Raw genomic sequence first — 21127 nt, forward strand, 5'->3', positions numbered from 1 at the left:
CGAGACCGTCGCGCGTGGTTTCCGCCTTCGCGCTTGCGCTTCGGCGGACAAGTAGGCCGCGCGCTGACAGGAGGAACCGATGAAAACATCCGTCTCACGCTTGTTCGATCGCAGGAGCTTCGTCAAGTCATTCGGCGTCGGCGCCGCCGGCCTCGGTGCCGCCAGTCTCGTCACGGACGAGAGCCTCGAGGCCATTACCCAGAACGTACAGACGGCATCCAAGCCCTCCGACCTCAAGATTACGGATCTGCGTACGGCGGTCGTGGTCAAGGCACCGATGACGTGCCCGCTCATCCGAATCGACACCAACCAGGGGATCTCCGGCTACGGCGAGGTCCGCGATGGCGCGCACGAGAAGTACGCCCTGTTCCTCAAGAGCCGCATTCTCGGCGAGAACCCCTGCAACGTCGACAAGATCTTCCGCAAGATCAAGCAGTTCGGTCATCACGCGCGACAGGCCGGCGGCGTCTGCGGTGTGGAGATGGCGCTGTGGGATCTCGCGGGCAAGGCTTACGGCGTGCCTGCCTTTCAAATGCTCGGCGGCAGGTTCCGAGACCGCGTTCGCCTCTATGCCGACACGAGGCAAGGGGCAGACGCAACCGAGCAGGGCAAGCTGCTCAAGGAGCGTATGGACCGCGGCATCACGTTCCTGAAGCAGGACTTCGGCATCGGCCTGCTGAGGGACATTCCAGGAACGCTCTCGATGCCGCTCGGCTACGAGTACCGTGGGAGCCAAAACGTGATGCACCCGTTCACCGGCATCGAGATTACGGACAAGGGCATCGAATGGCTCTCGGACTACGTGGGAGAGATTCGCACCGTCGTTGGCTCCGAGATCCCGCTATCGACCGATCATTACGGGCATATCGGCGTCAACAGCTGCATCAAGCTGGCGCGAGCCATGGAAAAGCACAATCTTGCCTGGATGGAGGACATGGTGCCGTGGCAGCTTGGCGAGCTGATGAAGCAGATCAAGGACAGCACAACGGTTCCCATCCTGACGGGCGAGGATATCTACCTGAAGGAAGAGTTCATCAAACTGATCGACATGGGCGCCGTCGACATGATCCATCCTGATCTCGCCAGCTCCGGCGGTCTCCTCGAAACCAAGAAGATCGGCGACTACGCCATGGAGCACGGCGTGGCGATGGCGATGCACTTCGCGGGCTCGCCCGTGTCGTTCATGGCAAACGTGCATTGCGCCGCGGCGACCGAGAACTTCATCGCGCTCGAGCACCACTCCATGGACATCCCGTGGTGGGAGGATCTCGTCACGAGCCCGAAGCCGCTCGTCGAGAAGGGCTTCGCAATCGTGCCGGAGCTTCCTGGCTTGGGCGTCGAGCTGAACGAGGAGGTCGTCAAGCAGCATTTGCGTCCAGACAGCGGCTATTTCGACCCGACGCCCGAGTGGGACGAGATGCGGACGAACGATCGGTTGTGGAGCTAGCTTGCGCAAGATTCGTGCTGTGCCCTCTCCGCGCCGGAGGTGCGCTGAGTGAGCCGTCGCCCCTCGACTCGCTTCGCTCGCTCGGCCGCCCTGAGCGGAGTCGAAGGGCGTGGGGCCGGGGCCCAGTAGCGTGCCTCGGCCCGCAAGAACTCGTTCCGGACCGCCAGTGAGATGAAGACACCCGATCTGCCGCCCCGTGTCCGTGATCATCATGCGCTCGACTTCAGCGGGTGCCCTGACGACATCTGCCGGGCTGGTGTTGTTCACTCGGGATGTTCCTCGCGCGTAACCCCTTCGTCCCCGCGTAGACGTGGCCGCGATGTCTCCATCGTCGTGCGGGTGTAATTCGGGAGCGATATTCTTCACCAAAAGGGGTGTGAGGCCGAGAAAGTGCTTGACAAGATCTTTGGGTTTGCTGCGTTTTTGTGCAGCAGCGCGTGAGAATGGCCCGCTGTGAGCGCCACGTTGACCAAGAGGCCGCGTTCGGACGTGAGGTCGACTGCGAACGGGGATTTGGCCGATCGCATGCGCCAGGGGCGCGTGCTGCGGCTCGAAATTCGGCTCTGTACAATGGAGCATGACGACTGCATGTGCCTCGTTCGATCATCTTTCCGATCAGGATCTCCTCCGCGAGGTGGCCTGCCTCGCCGCCTGTGAACGAGAGGCCACGGCGTGCCTCATCGCCTCCCTCGCCGAGCTCGATGCCCGACGCCTCTACCTGGCCGAAGGCTGTGCCTCGCTCTTTACGTACTGCGTCGCCGTCCTGCGTCTTTCGGAGCACGCCGCGTACGACCGGATCGAAGTTGCGCGCGCCGCGCGCCGTTTTCCCGTCATCCTGGAGCAGCTCTGGGCGGGCGCGGTCACCCTGACCACGATTCGACTGCTCGCGCCGCACTTGACCGATGCGAACCACGCGGCGCTGTTGGCTGAGGCCCGGCATCGGAGTCGGCGCGACGTCGAACAGATCGTGGCCCGGTTGCAACCGCAGCCCGATGTGCCGAGTGTCGTGCGAAAACTGCCGACGCCGGCACCGCCCGACGCGGCGTCCGCCACGCAGGGGCGTGCCAGCAGGGAACACATGACCGACGAGGGTGAGGCGCAGCGGGGAACCGCGACGTCTGCGGAGACGTCGGTCCCGCCGGCGCCCGCGCCGACGCGCCCCGCGGTGGTCGCGCCGCTGGCGCCCGCGCGCTACAAGGTGTCGTTCACCATCAGCGCCGAGACGTACGCGAAGCTGCAGGAGGCACAAGCGCTCCTCCGGCACGTCATCCCAGACGGCGATCCCGGGGTCATCTTCGACCGTGCCTTGGCCCTCCTCGTCGCCGAGTGCGCCCGGACGAAGCACGCGGCCACGGACCGGCCGAAGCAAGGTCGCGGGACAGCGCCAGGATCGCGGTACATCCCGGCGGCGGTGAAGCGGACCGTCTGGGTCCGCGATGGCGGCCAGTGCGCCTTCGTCAGCGCCAGCGGTAGGCGGTGCCTGGAGCGCGGGTTCCTCGAATTCCATCACCGCAGGCCGTATGCGAAGGGGGGTGAGGCGTCGGTCGATAACTTGGAGCTCCGCTGCAGACACCACAATGCCTATGAGGCCGTGCGCGACTTCGGCCCCCGGCATGTGACGCGCGTCCGAGAAATGGCCCCTGTCTTCGGCGCGTCGCTGCACGTAACTCGTTTCGAAACGAGTCTGGCACAGAGTTCGCGCCAACCCGTCAGTGCGTCCCAAATCGGTCTGTATCAAATGAGTCCTTCAACCACGCGCGCGTCGCCGTGACGGTTTGAGCTCCCAGGGTACGTTGGCGATCTTCCACGTGCCGCTCCACCTGGCCAAAATGGAGGCAGTCAATCTTGACACATTGACCTTCTACCTATATGAAGATATATGTAGAAGCGTTAAGTACTGTCGGAGCTCCCGAATTCCCGTGTGAGGAAAAGGTCCGATGAGATGGTGGAGACGATTCCTGAGGCGAAATCGGCTCGAGCGCGAGCTCGACGCGGAGCTACGGTTTCATGTGGAGCACCAGGTTGCTGATCTGACACGGCGCGGTCTTCCTGAGGCTGAGGCGCGCCGCAAGGCTCGCCTCGCATTTGGAGGCACGGAGCAGATCAAAGGTGCGTGCCGCGACGTCAGGGCGACGGCCTGGGTAGAGAGCGTGCTCTGGGACACTCGCTACGCCTTGCGTAGCTTGCGCTTCACGCCCGTCGTTTCGACAGCCGTCGTGCTGTCACTGGCATTGGGAATCGGCGCCAACACCGCAGTGTATACCGTCATCCGAGCCGCGTTGCTCAGGGCACTGCCCGTCCCGAGCCCAAACCAGCTCGCGCGCCTCGTGTCTTTCGACGGACAAGGCGACCATTCGGACGCGAGTTTCTCCTACCGATTCTTTGGTGAGCTTCGGGCGACGCTCGACCCGCGCGCCGAGGTGTTTACTGGGGGAAACCACCAGCAGAGTCGTCTTATGGTTGGCAGCGGCGATCCGGAACACTGCATCGTCGAGGCCGTCTCCGCAAACTACTTTGGCGCGATGCGTGTCCCTGCCGCGCTCGGTCGCGTGCTGGTCGACACTGACGACAATGTGGCCGGCGGGCGTGCCGTGGCGGTGCTCAGCCACGCGTTCTGGGAGCGACGATTCGGGTTCGACCGATCGATAACAATCACAGCGCCGTCGCCCCGGCGGTGACGGTCGAGATAGCGGAGCACCGGCGGCATTGTTTCTGCGAGGTTGCTGCCGACGAGTAGAATCGCATCGGCGCCGGCAATGTCCTCCAGCGGAAACGGCAGGCCGCGATCGATACCGAATGCCTTGAGACCCGCAGCCGCTGCGGACGACATGCAGAAGCGACCGTTGTAGTCGATGTGTGGCGTGCCAAGCGCGACGCGCGCGAACTTGCCGAGCAGATACGCCTTCTCGTTCGTCAGCGAACCGCCACCGAACAGGCCGACCGCGTCACGGCCATGGCATGCCTGAATCTTCTGGATGCCGCGCGCCACACGATCGAGCGCCGCGTCCCAGCTCGCGGGAACGAGCAGGCCATCGACGCCACGAACGAGTGGTGTGAGCAGACGGTCGGGGTGATCGAGCGTTGTGCCGGCGGTCCAGCCTTTCACGCAAAGCGCACCGCCATTCACGGGGAACTCGTCGTTACCCGCGACAACAATGCGGGATGCTGCCCGCGTGAGGCGCATACCGCACTGCAAGGCGCAGTAAGGACAGTGTGTAGCGACGTCGGCGCGCTCCAGCACCGGTCCGGTGGGCTCTCCGGTGTTTCCTATCACGTTGTTGTCTACATCGGTCGTTAACCGCTACCGACCGGAGCAGCAAGCACCGTGCCGTGCGCGCGCCTATTTGTGGAATGGCCCGAGAGTGCCCATTCTTCGGGCATTCACGCATGATCGAGGGAGCTACCGGCAAGGCCCATGGGGATCGAGGGCGGCACAACGCTGTGGTTGATGCCGGAAATAGGCGACAGAATTGTCTTGATCGTGCGCCCTGACCGGGGATCTCGAAGGGTGGCGGCTCCCCTCAGCGTCCGTACTCTGAGTGGGATCGACTTTTCTGTCGGATCATCGTCGACGTCGATGTTTTTGTCCTAGGTAGGGCCGCCTCGCCGAGGCGGCCGTTTCGGGTTCTCGAGGGTTCGAGACTGCGGCGGAGGTCCGCAGGATCGGTCACAAACGGGGGATCGAGAGGCCGCCGTCCACATGAATCACAGCGCCGCTGGCGTACGGTACATCGCCGCGCAACAACGCCGCGACGGTACGACCGACATCCTCCGGGCTCCCCCATCGCCGTTCAGGGACGAGCCCATCGGCGATCCGGCGATCGTAGGTGTCGCGCACGGCTGCGGTCATGTCCGTTGCGATGATGCCGGGTCGGACCTCGTAGACCGGGACGCCATGCTCCGCCAGCCGTGACGCGAAGAGCTTCACTGCCATGGCAAGACCAGCCTTGCTCACGCAGTACTCGCCGCGGTTCGGCGAGGCCATCTCGGCCGACACCGACGTCACGAACACAATCGCACACACAGCAGAGGGCACCTTCTGCTTGTGCGTCACCATCAACGGGGCGAGCTGCTGCGTGAGGAAGTAGGGACCGTACAGATTGGTGCGCAGCACCTCTTCGAAGCTCTCCTCGGTGGCTTCGAGCAAATCAGCGCGGACGCGCGGCGCGCGGCCGGCGTTGTTGACGAGGGCGTGAACGACGCCGTAGCGCTTGCGGACCCGCTCGATCAACCGAGCGCGATCTTCGGCACGCGAGAGGTCGGCCGCGTAGTAACGGACATGCGCCCCGTACTGCTCGAGCTCCTTGATAACTGCACGCACGGACGCGGCCGGTCGCATGCCACAGAGCACCAAGTCCCACCCGTCACGCGCCAGCGCCCGCGCGATGCCGAGACCGATCCCTCGCGTGCCGCCGGTCACGATCGCGACACGCTCGCTGCGCTTTCCCGGTGATTGCTCGCGACTCCGTTTCCCTTTACGCACGCCGTGCATCACCCAGCCTCAGTGCGGAACCGGTCCAAAGAACGTCAGATACGTATCGCCACGCGCGAGGCGGAGCACACAGAGCGCCGCCTCCCGCAAGTGATAGTCGCCCCATTGACTCGACTCGCCGCGAGGCGTCTTTGCCCCAGGCGGGACGTAGTCCCAGCCGTTCGGCCGGTGATACACCGAGTGTAGGAGCAGGCCCTGATGTGCCGGCTGTGTGCTGAGGTACGGCCCCGTCTCGTCGACGAGCGTGGCGAGCGTCCGCAGGCCCGCGCGTCGATACGGCTCGCCATCGTTTCCGCGCTCGCCGAGATAGGCCCCGAGCCTCAACAGGCCCTGAGCAGCAATCGCGGCGGCCGAGCTGTCGACCGGCTCGCAATCGTTGAAAGGGTCCGCCGGGCGTGCCCTCCACTCACCGAGCGCCGCGAGCCCCGGTGCGCCAGTGTCCCAGTACGGAACGCCGTCGGCGGCGGCAGCGCCGTCGATGTAGTAATCGCTCGTGGCGCGCGCCGCTTCGAGCATCCAGTCCTCCACCGCGCCCCGACCGCCGAAGGGCTCGAGCGCCTCGTCTGGCAGGACCGCCAGGAACTCGAGCTGCTCCGCAAAGCCGAGGATGGCCCACGCCAGGCCACGGGTCCATGTGGTGAACGGCGAATAGCCCTGTTGGCTATTGGGACCTCTGTACGATCCGTTCGCCACGTTGAAAAGCGCTTCGTGGGCGACGCGGCCGCGCACATCGTAGCTGTCGCGTGCACGTCCATAGTAAATGCTGAACTCGGCAGTCGCCCGCGCATGCTGCAGGAGCCGCTCGAGGAGGCTGACCGGGGCGTCCTGTTCCTCCATCAGGCGATGACCGAGCAGATGGGCCAGCGCCAATGCGCGCAGGGATCGAATGGTGTCCACGAACAGCGAATGTGCCCCGTTGAAGGAGTGAATGAACCCACCCTGAGGCAGCTTCGTCCAGCGTCGCGCCTGCACGGCGCCGCTCACGGCGAGCGCCAACTCGTAGAAGCGCCGCTCCCAGGCGCTCGCCTCGAACCGCTGCTCGCGAGCGAGGCGCCACACGTTGCCGTATGTGCTGACGTTGTTGAAGCCATGGTCGTGCACGCCGACATGCGTGAGGTGCGGCGCCATTCGCTGGACCGTGCGCGAGCGCCCCAGGTCGAGGAACTCGCGCTCGCCGGTGGCGTCGAACTGGAGGATAGCCGAGCCGAATTGAAACCCCTCGGTCCACTCCGTCCAGCCGCGGGCCGTGTAGCGGCCCTCGACCGTGAAGACCGGTGCACCGTCGTCCGGGTTCCAGCCCCGCTCGAGTGCCCGGATCTTTTCGGCGGACAGCTGGAACATCCGCTCGATTCCCGGCACCAACCCACGCGGCGTTGGCGCGCTCTCCAGATCGATCATCGTGTGGACTTCGCCGCTCAATACCCGAGATTGAAGAACACCCAGAGGCCCAGCTCGCTCGGGGCGGTCAGATCCAACCGCCCGTCGCCGTTTAGATCGACCACGCTGTACTGTCTGCCGAGCGCGATGTTCTCACCTGGCGCCGCGATCGTATGACGGATGAAGGTCAATGTCGATCTCTCCCACTTGTAGTACTAGACGGCAGGCGGATCCCCCGCCCCCGGGTCGTCTCCCTCGTGCGCCCAGATGCACTTACCGGCGATGACCTCCTCCTCCTCGTCACCGTCGAGGTCCGCCAGGGCGAGCGCGTGCGCCTGCGACCATGATTCATCGATGACGTGCCGCTTCCACACGGTGGTGCCGTCGGGCTTCGGCGCCAGCTGCTCCCACCAATACAGGCCGACATCGTGACCGCGGCCGAAGATGATGTCGAGACGCCCATCGTCGTTCAGGTCAGTCACGACGAACGGGCAACTGGGATGCGGCAGCGCCGTCTCTGGATGGAGCGTCCAAGGGCCCACGAACGGATCGCCTTCGGGCCGTTCGTACCAACCGATCTCCGTGAGCACGTCTTCACGCCCGTCGCCGTTGACGTCGCCAAAGGCAAACCCATGTTTGCCGCCTTCAGCGCCCAGCACGAAGGGCTGCAACATGGGCATCTCGTCTCGACCTGTCGTGAACCGCCAGACCTCGAGCGGCGCCTCTCTCCGATAGTTGGCCGAGTAGAGCTCGGCGACGCCGTCTCCATCGAAGTCGTGCAGCGCGAACATCTCCATGGTGCCGCGGGTCCTCGCCAACCGACGCGCCTCCCACGGCAGATGCATCTCCCACGGCGCGCCGCGCTCGGCGGCGCTGTTGCCCGGATTCTTGAACCAATAGATGCCCTCTTCGTCCCAGGCTGCGCCGATGATGTCCGGCCAACCGTCTCGGTCGACGTCGTACACATGCTCGCTGTTCGTGCGCACGTAGTCTTTGGAGGTGTGGTTCGCCCGAAAGACCCGTGGAACGAAATCGGGGCCCGCGAACCAGTGGGCGCCCGAGACGATGTCTACGTGCCCGTCGCGATTCAGGTCACCCACCGTCGCACTCTCGTAGGGGCCCACCATGAGCTGCTTTCTGGAGAATCGCAACGAACGGCTTGTCTCCTGGCCCGAGGTCACCGCCAGCAACGCGTCGCCGAGCGAGCCCAACGACAGGAGGGTCAGCGCCACCAGGCTGACCGCGGACAGGAGCCGCGGCCCGAGGATCGTCGGCTTGCTTTCGCCTTGTCTACGCGGCGAGCGCCACCGCCCGTTCGGTCGGCGCCGTTTCTCGATTGAGGCCATTCCCACAGCCCTTTTCGCCTGCAAGCGGTAGGCAAAGAACCGTAACGTACCTTACCTCGACCGTCCCAGCTAGTATAAAATCACTATATCTTCGATTGTTTCACTTACTGCGCTGCAGGGTGACGTGCACGTTTTTGCGGGGAGGAACGTGATGGCCGCAAGATGTTCTTGGTCTCGGCGGAGCTGGTGCGTCCCGCTCCTGCTGTCCGTCTCACTGCTGGGGGCCTCCGAAGGGACGGCCTTGGCCCAGCGCTTCACGGCCGATCTGAGTGGCACGGTGGTCGATGACAGCGGCGCCGTGCTGCCGGGCGCCACCGTGACGCTCACCAACGAAGGCTCGCGTGTCCCACGGACTACCGTGACCAACGAGGCCGGCTTCTTCACGTTCTCGGCCGCGCCGGCCGCCACCTACACGCTCACGATCGAGCTCTCGGGCTTCACCACCGCAGAGATTACCGGGATTGCGCTCCAGGCTGGCGACCGCCGGTCGGTCCGCACGGTGACGTTGGGCGTGAGCGGGCTGAGCGAGACCATCACGGTGAGCGCCGAGACTTCGTTGACGCCCCTGACCACCGGCGAGAAGAGCGCCACCCTGACGGCGCGGCAGATCGAGGAGCTCCCCATCATTGGGACGAGCTCCGCCGAGGTGCTGCGGATCCTGCCCGGTATGACGCCGGTGACCAACGCGACGACCAATCGTCCCGGCTTCACGGGAGAGGTCTACGGCATCAACGGGAACGGCGAGTATCAAGGCGGCGGCAGCAATAATCAAAGCGCGATCGGAAACTTCAGCGGCAACGGCACCCGGACGCAGGCGCTGGACATTACGATCGACGGTGCGCCGGGGGCGGATCCGGGCTGCAACTGTGCCACCTCGGTGAACCCGAACTCGGAGTTCGTCCAAGAGTTCAAGGTGCTGCAGTCCAACTTCGGCGCCGAGCATGCGAAGGGGCCCGTGGCGATGTCGGTGGTCAGCAAGCAAGGCGGTCAGAGCTTCCACGGCGCGGCCTTTGCGAACATTCGCGACTACCACCTCAACTCGAATGAATGGTTCGCCAATAGCATCGATGCCGAGAAGATCAAGAACCAGTTCTTCTATCCCGGCTTCACGGTGGGCGGACCGCTCGTCGTGCCGAAGCTCAACGAGAACCGCGACAAGCTCTTCTTCTTCTTTGGCTATCAGTACTTCAAGCAGCGGCTCGACACCGGCTTCATCAAGTCGTGGGTCCCGACCGACGCCATGCGTCAGGGCGATTTCAGCCAGGCGGCCAATCTCGGGCTATCGGGCAGCTTCGTCAACAGCGTGCCAAGCGGCGTCGACGGAGGGGTCATCCCGAGTAGCGAGATCGATCCCGGCGGTCGGGTGCTCTTGGACCTCTTTCCCCAGGCCAATGCCGACGCGAACGCCACCGGCGGGTTCAACTACGTCGACAACTTGCTCGTCGATCAAAACGGCTATCAGGCGCTTGGCCGTGTGGACGCCAATATCAGTGACAGCACCAAGCTGTTCGTGCGCTACAACATGCAGCGCGAGACACAGCCCTTCGTGATCGGTTTGTGGTGGCGCAACGGCGAGCGGCAGGTGCCGTATCCGTCGCCGATCGAGGCCAACAATCGATCCGATTCGATGACCGCCAGCTTGACGAAGGTGTTTGGCCCGTCGCTGACCAACGAGACAATCTTCGCGGTCACGTACATCGACTTCCCCAACGAGTTCACGAATCCGGAGAGCATCTCGCGCCAGGCGCTCGGCTACCCCTACAGCGGGGTGTTCGGCGAGAGTGACCAGATTCCGTCCATCGACGCCGGCTCTGGCGGTCCGATGGTCTTCAATCCTGGCGGCTTCGATCCGGTGCTTTTCGCGACGAAGTGGCAGGTGGCAGCGCTCAACAACGTGACGAAGGTGTTCGGCACGCACGCCGTGAAGGTCGGCTTCTTCTTCGAGCATGTCACCAACAACCAGCCAGGCAACGGCAACAGCAATGGCAACATCGTCCTCAATAACACGCTGAGCCACAGCACGGGTAACACGTTTGCCGACCTTCTGCTCGGTCGAATCGGGTCCTACAACGAACAGACCCAAAACGTCTTGCACAACATCGGTTACAACCGCGTCGAAGGGTACGCCCAGGACAGCTGGCGGCTGTTCCCCAACCTCACGGTCGACTACGGCGCCCGCATCTCGTTCATCGGTCCATGGTACGACCGTGAAGGACAGGGCCTCCTCGTGTGGGACCAGAACCGCTACGACCCCAATGCGCCGGCGGGCGCGTTCCCCGGTCTGGTCTGGAACGCGATAGACGGCTCGATCCCGACTAGCGGTGTGGATTCCTCGCTGTTCGTCCAGCCGCGTGTGGGCGTTGCCTGGGACGTCCGTGGAACAGGCGCCACCGTGGTCCGTGGCGGCTTCGGCGTCTTCAAGTGGCACGATGCGCAGCAGCCGTTCCCCGAAGCCATCGACCTCGCGAACGGCGTGCGGGCATTCAGCTTCAACGACGAGCCGCGCACGCTCCGAAGCCTCGAAGGGCTCGGTGGAGGCTCCATCGTATTCGGTGGGAGCGCGCTCGACATCAACGACGACAAGCAGCCAACCACGTACTCCTGGAGCACCACCGTCAATCAGAAACTGCCCTGGTCGATGAACCTCGAGCTGAGCTACGTCGGCAACGAGAGTCGGGACCTGATGAACTTCGATCTCGCCAACCTCAATGCTGTGCCGCTCGGCGCGATGCTCAACGACCCGGAAGGTAATGCGGACGACTATCGACCGCGCCCTCAGTACGGTGACCTCAACGTCTACCGCCACAGCATGTATCAGAACTACCATGGCCTCCAGGCGCTCTTGACGCGGCAGACGGGCCGATTCGGCGTGACGGGCGGCTATACGTTCTCGAAGAGCCTGGGCATTCGATCGGGTGATCCCGGCGGCTCGCGAACCGGGTCCGAGTACATCCTGGATTCGCGGCAGTTCAACTACGGCGTCCTTGGCACCGACCGGAGGCACGTCGCCTCAATCGCCTACAACTGGCAGCTCGGCGAGCTGCAGGGCAACCGCATGCTCAACGCGCTGCTCGGTGACTGGCAGGTGGCTGGCATCTCTCAGTTCATCAGCGGTGCGCCCATTCTTGGCAACTTCGACATTCAAGGGACGCTGGCCGACGGCACACCGATCAATGCGACGCAAATCACAGGCTCGCCGCAGGTCCGCGCGCAGCCGGTGGTCCTCTGTGATCCGAGAGACGATGTGCCGGATGGATTCCTGTTCAACCCGAGCTGCTTCGGACCGCCCTCTCCGGGCAACAATGGCGCCTACATCTTTCCGGACATCAGGACCCAGGCTTATCTCAACCACGACCTCTCGCTCATGAAGAACATCCCCATTGGCCGGGGCGACCATCGTCTTCAGGTACGGGTTGCGGCGTACAATGTCTTCAATCACCCGATTCGCGCCGCTGATCAAGCCACGAATCTCACGCTCAACTACGATCAAGGGGAACAGGTGAACGCCGATTTCGGCCGTCTACCAGAAGACAACAAGTTCGGGCGCCGAATCGTCCAGATTGCGCTGCGGTACACCTTCTAACCTCGTCGCAGGGATGAGGACCACGAAGGGCGCGAAGGTTACACCACGAAGAACACGAAGGCCACGAAGAATTCAACCACGAAGGACACGAAAGCCACGAAGAAGACAATTGATCTTCTTCGTGCTCTTCGTGTTCTTCGTGGTGTACCCCTTCGTGCCCTTCGTGGTTTGATCTTGGTGCCCTTCGTGGTTGGGTACTTCGGCGGCGCGGCAGCCACAGCACAGCAGACCAGCAACCCGCTCACGCTCTTCCAGCGCGCGGTCGCCTTGCAGCAGCAGGGTCAGCTCGAAGCGGCCGCCAGCGCGTATCGAGCGTTCTTGACGAAGCAACCGGACAACCTCGCGGGCCGCTCGAACCTGGCGGTCGTCCTGGTTCAGCTCGGACACTACGAAGACGCGATTGCCCAGTACCGGCGTGCTCTCGCCATCGACGAGGGAAACGCCGCCGTACGGCTCAACCTTGCAATCGCGCACCACAAAGCGGCGCAGTTCCAGGAGGCTGCGGCAGAGCTCGAGCGGGTTCGAGCCATTCAGCCTGACAACCTGCAGGCGACACTACTCCAGGCGGACTGTCATCTGCGCCTTGGTGAATACAACGCGGTCGTCAAGATTCTCGAGCCCTTGGAGCCGCGACACCGAGACGACCTTGCGATTGCGTACGTGCTCGGGATGGCATACCTGCGAAGTGGCCATCCGGACCACGGCCAGCTGCTCATCGATCGAATCATGCGGCGCGGCGAGTCAGCCCAAGCGCATCTGCTGATGGGTGTCGCAATGCGTGAGGTTCACGATCTCGCCGGCGCGACCAAGGAGCTCGCCAAAGCCGTGGCGCTCGATCCAAGCCTTCCTGACGTTCACACGTACTACGGCCTGTCGCTGCTGGCGACTGGGAACCGGGATCTCGCGCGGAAGGAGCTCGAAGCGGCGCTTCGGGCCGATCCCAATGACTACGAGGCCAATTTGAACCTCGGCTCTCTGGCCAAGGAGGACCAACAGCTCGACGAGGCCACGCAGCTGCTGGAGCGCGCCCTCCGTGCGCGCCCAGGCGATCCTGCGACGCGGTATCAAGTTGCCACCTTGCACATGGCCGTCGGCGAGGTGGTCGAAGCGCAGCGCATGCTGGAGCAGCTCGTCGAGGAGCAGCCCAAGTGGCTCGAGCCACACGTCTCCCTAGCGACGGTCTACTATCGCTTGAAGCGCAAGAAAGACGGTGACCGCGAGCGCGCCATCGTCGAGCAGTTGAACCGCGAGATCCAGGCCAAGCAACCTGGCGCCAAGAAGCCCGAGTAGTCCGTCAGTGTCCCCTCGTGGAAAAGGTACCCGGTTCCTCTGCTACCTCGCCGACCGCTGACGCCAGAACGAGGCGAGTATCGACCCGGTGACGTTCATCCACGGCCCGAAGATGGCTGCCGCCAAGCCGGCGTCGGTACTGTGGAGCACGCTAATTGCGAGGCCAGAGGCCATACCCGCATTCTGCATTCCCACTTCAATCGACGCCGTCCGCGAATTCGCCTCGTCCAGTCCAAAGAGCCGTCCCCCCCAGTAGCCGAAGAGGAAGCCGATGGCGTTGTGCAGCACCACGACGGTGAAGAGCGCAACCGCGACCGCGAGCAGCGCGTCTCGCGAGCTCGCGGTAATGATTGCGAGGATGATGCAGATCGCCACCATCGAAACGATGGGGAGAATGCGGTGTATCCATTGCCGTCCTCGCAGCAGGCTGTTGACCACCAGGCCGGCGACGATGGGGAGAATGATCATGTAGAGAATCGACATCATCATCTCGTAGAAGTCGATCGGCACGAACCGCCCCGCCAACGTTTGCATCGCCAGCGGCGTCATAATGGGCGACAGCAGGGTCGAGACCGCGGTCATCGTCACTGACAGCGCGACGTTGCCACCAGCCAGATAGGTCATCACGTTCGACGCCACCCCGCCGGGCGCGGCGCCGACCAGGATGATGCCGGCACCCACCTCTCCCTCGAAGCCGAAGAGGCTCGCCAGCGTCAGCGCTGTCAGCGGCATGATGACAAACTGCAAGACGATGCCGATGAGGGCTGCACGCGGCATCACCAGCACGCGTCCGAAGTCGGCCACGCTGAGCGTCGTCCCCATCCCGAACATGATGATCTGGATGAGCGGGACGATGAGATTGGTCAAGGTATAGCCGCCCCACGAGATGAACGCCGAGGGATAGAGGAGCGCCGCTGCAACGACCGTGCAGACCCAGCAGGTGAAGGCAAGACCAGAGAAGCGACGGGTTGTTCCCACCCACAGAGCGAGGCCGGCGAGACTAGCGATGACGATCAATCCAACGAGTGTCGAAACCATCCTGAAGACCTGTGCGACATGGACCAAGTAGGGGGGCACGTGAGCGCCTGGATCCTATCCGATCACGGGCGCTCGAGGCGGGTGGAACCAAGTGGCATCCCAGATCGTGGTATGTTTTCGCCACGATGCGAACCTTCGCCGCAGTTGGTCTTTGTCTCCTGCTGTACCCGGCCAGGGCGCCGGCGCAAGACGTGGACGCAGGCGGACGGCAGTACGAGAGCCTCTGTGCGAGATGTCACGGCGGCGACGGAAATGGCGGCGAGCTCGGGCCCGCGATTGTCACCCGTATCGCGACCCTGACAGACGACGAGCTCGCAACGCTGATCCGTGAGGGACTTCCCCGCGCCGGTATGCCCAGCTTCGATCTGGCCGACGACGAGCTGCCTGGGCTGCTGGCGGCGCTTCGCGCCCTGCGGCCGCCAGCAGGCGTCAACGAGCCGGTCCGCGTGAGCGTCGATACTACCAATGGCCGCACACTAGGGGGCATCGCGCTCAACCAGACATCGCTGGATCTGCAGCTGCTATCCGACGACAAGCGTCTTCACCTGTTGCGAAAGAGCGGCAACAGCTACCGGCGTGTCACGTCACAAGTGGATTGGCCTACATACAACGGGCAGCTCGAGGGCAACCGCTACAGCGCCGTCGACCAGATCAACAAGAGCAACGTCGCGCGGCTCGCTCCTGCCTGGGTATTCAACGTACCGGGTACGTCTCGACTCGAGGTGACTCCGGTGGTTGTAGACGGCGTCATGTACGTCACGAGCGCGAACGAGTGCTATGCGCTGGATCCAGGCAACGGGCGGCGAATCTGGCATTTCAAGTACCCGCGGACGAAGGGCCTGGCAGGCGATGCTGCCGGCGGCGTCAACCGGGGCGTGGCGATCGCTGGTGATCGTCTCTTCATGGTCACTGACCATGCGCACATCATTGCCCTCAACCGCTTCACCGGCGCGATGCTGTGGGACACCGAGATGGCCGACTGGCGCCAGAACTACGGCGCGACGTCAGCTCCACTTGCTGTCGGCAACCTGGTCGTCTCCGGGACATCTGGCGGCGATGAAGGGATCCGCGGCTTCGTGGCCGCCTTCGATCAAGCAACCGGTGAAGAGGTCTGGCGGGCCTGGACCGTCCCCAAGCCGGGCGAGCCCGGCTCAGAGACCTGGAGAGGCAAGGACATCGCACATCCGTGCGCTGCCGCCTGGCTGACCGGCACGTACGATCCCAAGCTCGACACGCTCTACTGGCCCACCGGTAATCCCTGTCCAGACTACGACGGCCGGGAGCGCTTGGGCGACAACCTCTATTCGGACTCCATCCTGGCGCTCGACGCGTCGACCGGAGCACTCGAGTGGTACTTCCAATTCACGCCGCATGATGTGTGGGATTGGGACGCGCAGCAGCCGCCCGTGCTCGTGGACATGGAGTGGGAGGGACAGCCTCGCCAGCTCCTCTTGCACGCCAACCGCAACGGCTTCTTCTACGTGCTCGATCGCACGAGCGGCGAGCTGCTCCTGACCAAGCCGTTCGTCGAGAAGCTGACCTGGGCCAAGGAAATCGACGCGAATGGCCGGCCGGTACTGAACCCGAATCAAGAGCCGACGCCCGAGGGAACGAAGGTCTGCCCCTCCGTGGAGGGGGCGACCAACTGGTTCTCCACGTCGTTCAATCCCGCTACGGGTCTGTACTACGTGCAGACGCTCGAGAAATGCACAATCTACACGCGGTCTCCTTCACGCTCCGAATGGAAGGCCGGTGAGTCGTACTACGGCGGTTCCACGAAGAACGTGCCCGGCGAACCGGGGGAGAAGGTGCTGCGGGCGATCGACGTCCGGAGCGGTCGCGTCGCCTGGGAGAAACGGCAAACGGGGCCGGCAGACTCTTGGGGAGGCACCCTGACGACGGCCGGTGAGCTCGTGTTCTTCGGCGAGGACAGCGGTGCGTTGGCGGCACTGGATGCACGCAGCGGTGAGCCGCTCTGGCAGTTCCAGACCAACGCGCTGTGGAAGGCGTCGCCGATGACCTACGTCTTCGACGACCGGCAACATGTCGCTGTGGCCGCCGGCTCGACCATCATTTCGTTTGCGCTGGTGCGATAGCGCAGGCCCGTAGCGCAGGCCCGTAGCGCAGGCCCGTAGCGCAGGCCTTTAGGCCTGCCGACTGTACGGCCGCCAACGGGCAGGCCTAAAGGCCTGCGCTACGGCGTCACTCCTTCAGATGTAGGCGATACAGTCGATCTCGACGAGCGAGTCGCCCGGGATGCCGCCGGCCGCGGCAATCGTCGTGCGCACGCCTGGCTCCGGTCCGAAGCGGCCGCGGAACACATCGTTCATGGCTTTATAGTCGGCCAGGTCGTTCAGATACACGTTGACCTTGAGGACCTTCTCCATCGACGAGCCGGCGGCCTCCAGTTTTTTTTGGATCTCATCCAGGACGTGCTTCGTGTGGGCGGTGATATCACCCTCGAAGTGCGCGCCAATGCCGGAGATGAAGAGCAGGCTGCCGTAAGAGACGACAGGGCTGAAGAGTGGCGTGTCGTCTGGGGGCTTTCCGTCGTTCCAGTGAACCTTCTTGACCGGCTTGTCCGCATCCTGCGCCTGAAGCGCAACGGGCGCTGCGGCCGCCGCGGCAATAGCCACGGCCGGCGCCTTCCTCATAAAACCTCTTCGATTCGACTTGGCCACCTTACCTCCTGGCGGGGTTGAGAGCATCCCAGCGGGCATCGCCGGTCTGCTGATACTCGGCCGGCAGGCTGTCCCAGTCCTCGCGAGCGAGACCGTTGAGATCGTAAACCACCTTGCCGTCCTTCAGCGTGAGCTCGTTGACGAGCCGTTGCTTCCCACGCAGCCGGGCGCCGTACATGTCGACGAACCCGAAGTCGCCGCGCTCGAGCCGAAGCACGGCAACATCCGCGATCGCGCCCACCGACAGATGGCCGAGCTCCTCCTGCTTGAGGGCCTGCGCGGCATTCCACGTCGAGCGCGCCACCACATCATCCACCGACATTCCCATCGCAAGGAACTTGCCCATCACGTTGAGCTGATCTTTCATGCCGGCGTTCATGCTGCTGATGTGGAGGTCGGTCGAGATGGTGTCCGGAAGGAACTGCTCCTTCATCGCTGGTATGGCGATGCGCCAGAGGAAGCTGCCGCCGCCATGACCCACATCGAAGAGCACGCCGCGCTTGCGGCCTTGCCGCATGCCCGGGTTGACCTTGCCCGAGGGATCCTGCTCGCCGCGGAGGCCCGAGTACATGTGCGTGTAGATATCGCCCGGCCGCAGCTTCTCGGTCACGAGCTCGCTCAGCGGCCGCTCCGGCTTGTTTTCCCCGAAATCCACCATGACGGGCACGTTCGCGAGGGTGCCCGCTTCGACGGCGCGCTCGACCGGCGCCCATTCGGGACCGGCGTAGTGCGCCGTCTTGATGCCGACGATGAGCCCTGGATGCGTGCGCGCCATCTCGGCGGTCGGCGCCGCCTCCATGTCGTCGAGGTTCTGCTCGAACTTTTCGCCCCGCATGCCGTGCCCCACGATATTGAGGAAAGCGAGGATGCGGGTCTTGGAACGATCGATGATCCGTTGCTTGAAGTCCTCGAAGTTGCGCCAGCCTGCGCCGCCCGTGTCCGCAACAGTGGTCACGCCCACTCGGAAGGTGAACCCATCCGGATAGACGCTGTTGTCGCCGGCATACGAGCGGGGCTCGCCGGTGCCGGTGTAGACGTGGGTGTGAATGTCGATGAGCCCGGGCGACACGTAGAGCCCAGAGACGTCCACTGTCTTGAGTGCCTCCGCTGGACTTATCGCCTCGGCGACGGCGGCGACTCTGCCGTCGCTCATGGCAACGTCGCGGACCGCGCTGATCTGGTTCCGAGAATCGATGACGTGTCCGCCCTGTAGCAGCAGGTCGTACTTCGTCTCCGCCTGAGTCGCGGCTCCCTGCCGACCAGCGGCTGTGCGTACGGGAGTTGAAATCTGGCTCACCACAGCAAGGACAACGAGTAGCAGCGGGGCGGCGCCCCAGATCTTTGCGGACAACCTCACCCCCTTCTCTCATTGACTCGCCGCGTGGCGGTCCACTTGGCGTCCAGGTATTCGCCCATGTCGAGCGTCCCTCCCATTTCGTTCTCGGTCACACTGCCGGAGAACGTGAAGTTGAGCGAGTCGCCGTGCCGCTCGGTGTATCGACTTCGCAGCTCGATGGTATCGCCGTCGATCGTGCCCGAGAGGTCGCGGGAGACGAAGTCTCCTTGGTGGGCTCCGTTGATCTCCTTGCCGCGCTGGGTCAAATGGAGCACGTGATTCGACCGGCTGGCCGCGAACTCGATCTGCACGTCCCACGAGCCGCTCAGGTCGGCGACGGGCGTCGCAACGGGTGTGACCGCTTCCCTCTTCGGGTTCGACAACAGGTCGTGCACTCGATCGGCCACGACCTGCTCTTCGCCGTCCGCCATCATGTACGGCGTGACCATGACCCCGGTGAGTGAGGGATTGTCATCGCCGCGAGCCACATGCAGGGCGATCCGGGGCTCGCCATCGAGCAGCGCACGCGACGCCGCTTCACCCGACATGCCGAGCCGCTCTCGCTCCCAGAGCACCTTCACGGAGGGCGTGCGATTCGACAATCCCTCCGGCTGCACAATGGTCGTCGTCACACCGTCGATGTCCGACATGCGGCTGGCGATGTGCTCGAGCCAAGACGTCCAACGCTTCCACTCGGCGTCGTGGTCGCGCGTGACCCACATCTCCACGGCCATCAGCATGCCGATCGCCTCTTCCTTCCCAACTTTCAGGCCCCGGGCAAAGCCGTGATGGGGCGCGCTGTGGACCCAGGCTGCGCGCACCAAGTCCTTGCGGCCGAGCACCAAGCCTCCCGTCTGCGGCCCGCGCAGGCACTTGCCGCCACTGTAGGCAACCAGCGTCGCACCATTCTCCAAGTGCACGTTCGGCACGGTGAGGATCTCGGCGGCGGCGTCCACGAGGATCGGCACGCCCCGTGGCTGGGCGAGTGCGGCGATCGCCTTGGTGTGCAGCGGGCTCTCGTCGGCGGCCGGGCCGGCCAGCACGTAAATCATGGCCGTTCGTGGCCCAAGAGCGGCCTCGAGCTCTGCGGGCGTCTCGACCTCGATGATCCGCACACCTACGGCGCGTACTGCTGCGTCGTAGACGTTGCGCGAGTGCGTCGGGACGATCACCTCGTCTTTCGGAAAGCGGCTCACGTCAGGAATGCGGACATGGAGGTCCGGATTGCCGCCGGCGACGCACGCGGCGGTTGCGTGGGTCAACCCCGCCGAGCACCCAGAGCTGACCATGCCCCACTCGGCCTCCGTGAGCGCCGCCAACCGCGCGCCCACAGCTTCCGCCAGCTCGTCCAGGTGCACGTAGTGCTTGGCGGCTTCGGCGATCGCGTCGCGCACTTCGGGCAGCATCACCGAGCCGCTGATGATCGTATATGTGCCGCGAGCGTTGACCATCGGCCGCACGCCGATCGATTGGTAAATGTCCTTACCAACGCGAAGCCCCGTCGAGCGCGTGGTGTCGGCGGCAACTGCCGTCCCCGCCGCGCTCTCGCCGCGTAGCAACGCGCTCAAGGCGACGAGGCTCCCGACATTACCTCCTCGGCGGAACAGCTCGCGGCGGCTAACGCCCTCGTCTCTCATTGGATCCTCCACACGTCAAGGAATTCAGGATACCGGAATCAGGAATCACGGGGCAGGCCTGACTGCGCGGATGGTAACACGAGACAAGGGATTCAGGAATCGGCCCGAGGGGCGGGTAAAGAGATCAGGGCCTTCCGAGGTATCAGACTCGAAACTGTAGACTCAGGGCTCAAAACTCAAGGCTCAGGACTCCCAACCATGCCCCAACGGCCAGTCATCACGTGTCTTCTGCTCTTTGGGTTGACTGCAACGACTGCTGTCACGAGAGGGGCTGCCCGGACTGCGCTGGTTCCGGATCGCGAGGATGCAGCCGATGCGGCGCGGCTGATCGAAGTGCTCGACGTCGGGCAGGGCTCGACCGTCGCGGAGATTGGTGCCGGTGAGGGAGCGCTGACGCTGGCAATGGCGGAGCACGTCGGTCGCTCGGGCCGCGTCTATAGCTCGGAGCTCGGCCCGGAGCGCGTCGCCGACCTTCGCCAAGCGGTGGCCAAAGCCGATCTCGAGAACGTCACCGTTCTCGAAGGCCACGCAAACCAAACCAACCTTCCCGACAAATGCTGTGACGCACTCTTCATGCGCCGCGTCTATCACCACTTTGAGGATCCAGGCGCCATGAACGCGAGCCTCTGGCGGTCGCTCAAGCCTGGCGGGCGGCTCGCGATCATCGACTTCCCGCCCGACACCGGGGAGAGCGCCGAGCCAAGCGGCCGCAGCGATGGAGACCAGCATGGCGTGACGGCTCAAACGGTGGAGCGCGAGCTGAAGGAGGCTGCGTTCGAAGTGCTCTCCACCGATAAGGTGTCAGACAGAGACTTCATGGTCGTCGTGCAAAAGCCAACCATGCGCTAGTGTCCTGTCCGCGTGATTCGTTGCATACGTCCCGGAGCGCGGCGCCCGGCT

At 64.1% G+C, this 21127-nt stretch carries 15 protein-coding genes; 7 read left to right on the forward strand and 8 right to left on the reverse strand.

All coding sequences use genetic code 11. The annotated features are described in order from the left end of the window. Positions 1-79 precede the first annotated feature (79 nt). The 3 genes from GEV06_17535 to GEV06_17545 all read left to right on the forward strand — a co-directional run bounded on the left by GEV06_17535 (position 80) and on the right by GEV06_17545 (position 4125). On the forward strand, positions 80-1447 hold the full coding sequence (locus GEV06_17535) for a mandelate racemase/muconate lactonizing enzyme family protein (protein MPZ19701.1): 1368 nt from the start codon (positions 80-82) through the stop codon (positions 1445-1447). A gap of 577 nt (positions 1448-2024) precedes the next feature. Beyond that, complete coding sequence (locus GEV06_17540; protein MPZ19702.1) at positions 2025-3218, forward strand: hypothetical protein; 1194 nt, start codon at positions 2025-2027, stop codon at positions 3216-3218. A gap of 166 nt (positions 3219-3384) precedes the next feature. Next, positions 3385-4125: a hypothetical protein gene (locus GEV06_17545; protein MPZ19703.1), complete on the forward strand. Its 741-nt coding sequence runs from the start codon at positions 3385-3387 to the stop codon at positions 4123-4125. Here GEV06_17545 and GEV06_17550 read toward each other — a convergent pair. The 4 genes from GEV06_17550 to GEV06_17565 all read right to left on the reverse strand — a co-directional run bounded on the left by GEV06_17550 (position 3957) and on the right by GEV06_17565 (position 8662). Then, positions 3957-4631 carry a molybdopterin-dependent oxidoreductase gene (locus GEV06_17550; GenBank protein ID MPZ19704.1) on the reverse strand — a complete coding sequence of 225 codons (675 nt, stop codon included), beginning with the start codon at positions 4629-4631 and terminating at the stop codon, positions 3957-3959. The two genes, GEV06_17545 and GEV06_17550, sit on opposite strands and share 169 nt — an antisense overlap. Before the next feature lie 483 nt (positions 4632-5114). After that, entirely contained in the window at positions 5115-5939 is an 825-nt protein-coding gene (locus GEV06_17555; GenBank protein ID MPZ19705.1) for a 3-ketoacyl-ACP reductase, read from the reverse strand. A gap of 9 nt (positions 5940-5948) precedes the next feature. Further along, positions 5949-7337, reverse strand: coding sequence for a glycosyl hydrolase (locus GEV06_17560; GenBank protein MPZ19706.1), 1389 nt, complete (start codon positions 7335-7337; stop codon positions 5949-5951). A 194-nt stretch (positions 7338-7531) separates the two neighbouring features. After that, positions 7532-8662: a hypothetical protein gene (locus GEV06_17565; GenBank protein ID MPZ19707.1), complete on the reverse strand. Its 1131-nt coding sequence runs from the start codon at positions 8660-8662 to the stop codon at positions 7532-7534. A gap of 151 nt (positions 8663-8813) precedes the next feature. On the opposite strand from GEV06_17565, the gene GEV06_17570 reads away from it, so the two are divergent. Continuing rightward, positions 8814-12245 (forward strand): carboxypeptidase regulatory-like domain-containing protein, encoded by a 3432-nt coding sequence (locus GEV06_17570; protein MPZ19708.1) that lies wholly within the window; start codon positions 8814-8816, stop codon positions 12243-12245. Between the two features lie 177 nt (positions 12246-12422). Next, positions 12423-13535 carry a tetratricopeptide repeat protein gene (locus GEV06_17575; protein MPZ19709.1) on the forward strand — a complete coding sequence of 371 codons (1113 nt, stop codon included), beginning with the start codon at positions 12423-12425 and terminating at the stop codon, positions 13533-13535. A gap of 42 nt (positions 13536-13577) precedes the next feature. Here the strand turns inward: GEV06_17575 and GEV06_17580 are convergent, their stop codons facing one another. Then, positions 13578-14573 carry a bile acid:sodium symporter family protein gene (locus tag GEV06_17580; protein ID MPZ19710.1) on the reverse strand — a complete coding sequence of 332 codons (996 nt, stop codon included), beginning with the start codon at positions 14571-14573 and terminating at the stop codon, positions 13578-13580. A gap of 125 nt (positions 14574-14698) precedes the next feature. Here GEV06_17580 and GEV06_17585 point away from each other — a divergent pair, with 125 nt between their 5' ends. Then, on the forward strand, positions 14699-16669 hold the full coding sequence (locus GEV06_17585; GenBank protein ID MPZ19711.1) for a PQQ-dependent dehydrogenase, methanol/ethanol family: 1971 nt from the start codon (positions 14699-14701) through the stop codon (positions 16667-16669). Between the two features lie 114 nt (positions 16670-16783). Here GEV06_17585 and GEV06_17590 read toward each other — a convergent pair whose 3' ends face one another. From GEV06_17590 to GEV06_17600, 3 genes are read right to left on the reverse strand one after another with little or no spacing between them, the layout of a single operon-like run. Then, positions 16784-17281, reverse strand: a complete 498-nt coding sequence (locus tag GEV06_17590; GenBank protein ID MPZ19712.1) for a twin-arginine translocation signal domain-containing protein — start codon at positions 17279-17281, stop codon at positions 16784-16786. After that, a complete protein-coding gene (locus GEV06_17595; GenBank protein ID MPZ19713.1) occupies positions 17256-18611 on the reverse strand; it encodes an amidohydrolase/deacetylase family metallohydrolase in 1356 nt (451 codons plus the stop codon). Before GEV06_17595 ends, GEV06_17590 begins: the two co-directional genes overlap by 26 nt. Next, positions 18608-20197 carry a hypothetical protein gene (locus tag GEV06_17600; protein MPZ19714.1) on the reverse strand — a complete coding sequence of 530 codons (1590 nt, stop codon included), beginning with the start codon at positions 20195-20197 and terminating at the stop codon, positions 18608-18610. Before GEV06_17600 ends, GEV06_17595 begins: the two co-directional genes overlap by 4 nt. Before the next feature lie 228 nt (positions 20198-20425). Here GEV06_17600 and GEV06_17605 point away from each other — a divergent pair, with 228 nt between their 5' ends. Next, the gene (locus GEV06_17605) at positions 20426-21076 is read left to right on the forward strand and encodes a methyltransferase domain-containing protein (GenBank protein MPZ19715.1); all 651 of its coding nucleotides are present in this window, start codon (positions 20426-20428) and stop codon (positions 21074-21076) included. The last annotated feature ends 51 nt before the right edge of the window (positions 21077-21127 follow it).

Source organism: Luteitalea sp. (assembly GCA_009377605.1).
GTDB lineage: Bacteria > Acidobacteriota > Vicinamibacteria > Vicinamibacterales > Vicinamibacteraceae > WHTT01.

Coding starts and splice junctions, on each gene's coding strand:
- GEV06_17535 (MPZ19701.1), top strand. CDS start 80: ATGAAAACATCCGTCTCACGCTTGTTCGATCGCAGGAGCTTCGTCAAG.
- GEV06_17540 (MPZ19702.1), top strand. CDS start 2,025: ATGACGACTGCATGTGCCTCGTTCGATCATCTTTCCGATCAGGATCTC.
- GEV06_17545 (MPZ19703.1), top strand. CDS start 3,385: ATGAGATGGTGGAGACGATTCCTGAGGCGAAATCGGCTCGAGCGCGAG.
- GEV06_17550 (MPZ19704.1), bottom strand. CDS start 4,631: ATGCGCCTCACGCGGGCAGCATCCCGCATTGTTGTCGCGGGTAACGAC.
- GEV06_17555 (MPZ19705.1), bottom strand. CDS start 5,939: ATGCACGGCGTGCGTAAAGGGAAACGGAGTCGCGAGCAATCACCGGGA.
- GEV06_17560 (MPZ19706.1), bottom strand. CDS start 7,337: ATGATCGATCTGGAGAGCGCGCCAACGCCGCGTGGGTTGGTGCCGGGA.
- GEV06_17565 (MPZ19707.1), bottom strand. CDS start 8,662: ATGGCCTCAATCGAGAAACGGCGCCGACCGAACGGGCGGTGGCGCTCG.
- GEV06_17570 (MPZ19708.1), top strand. CDS start 8,814: ATGGCCGCAAGATGTTCTTGGTCTCGGCGGAGCTGGTGCGTCCCGCTC.
- GEV06_17580 (MPZ19710.1), bottom strand. CDS start 14,573: ATGGTTTCGACACTCGTTGGATTGATCGTCATCGCTAGTCTCGCCGGC.
- GEV06_17585 (MPZ19711.1), top strand. CDS start 14,699: ATGCGAACCTTCGCCGCAGTTGGTCTTTGTCTCCTGCTGTACCCGGCC.
- GEV06_17590 (MPZ19712.1), bottom strand. CDS start 17,281: ATGCTCTCAACCCCGCCAGGAGGTAAGGTGGCCAAGTCGAATCGAAGA.
- GEV06_17605 (MPZ19715.1), top strand. CDS start 20,426: ATGCCCCAACGGCCAGTCATCACGTGTCTTCTGCTCTTTGGGTTGACT.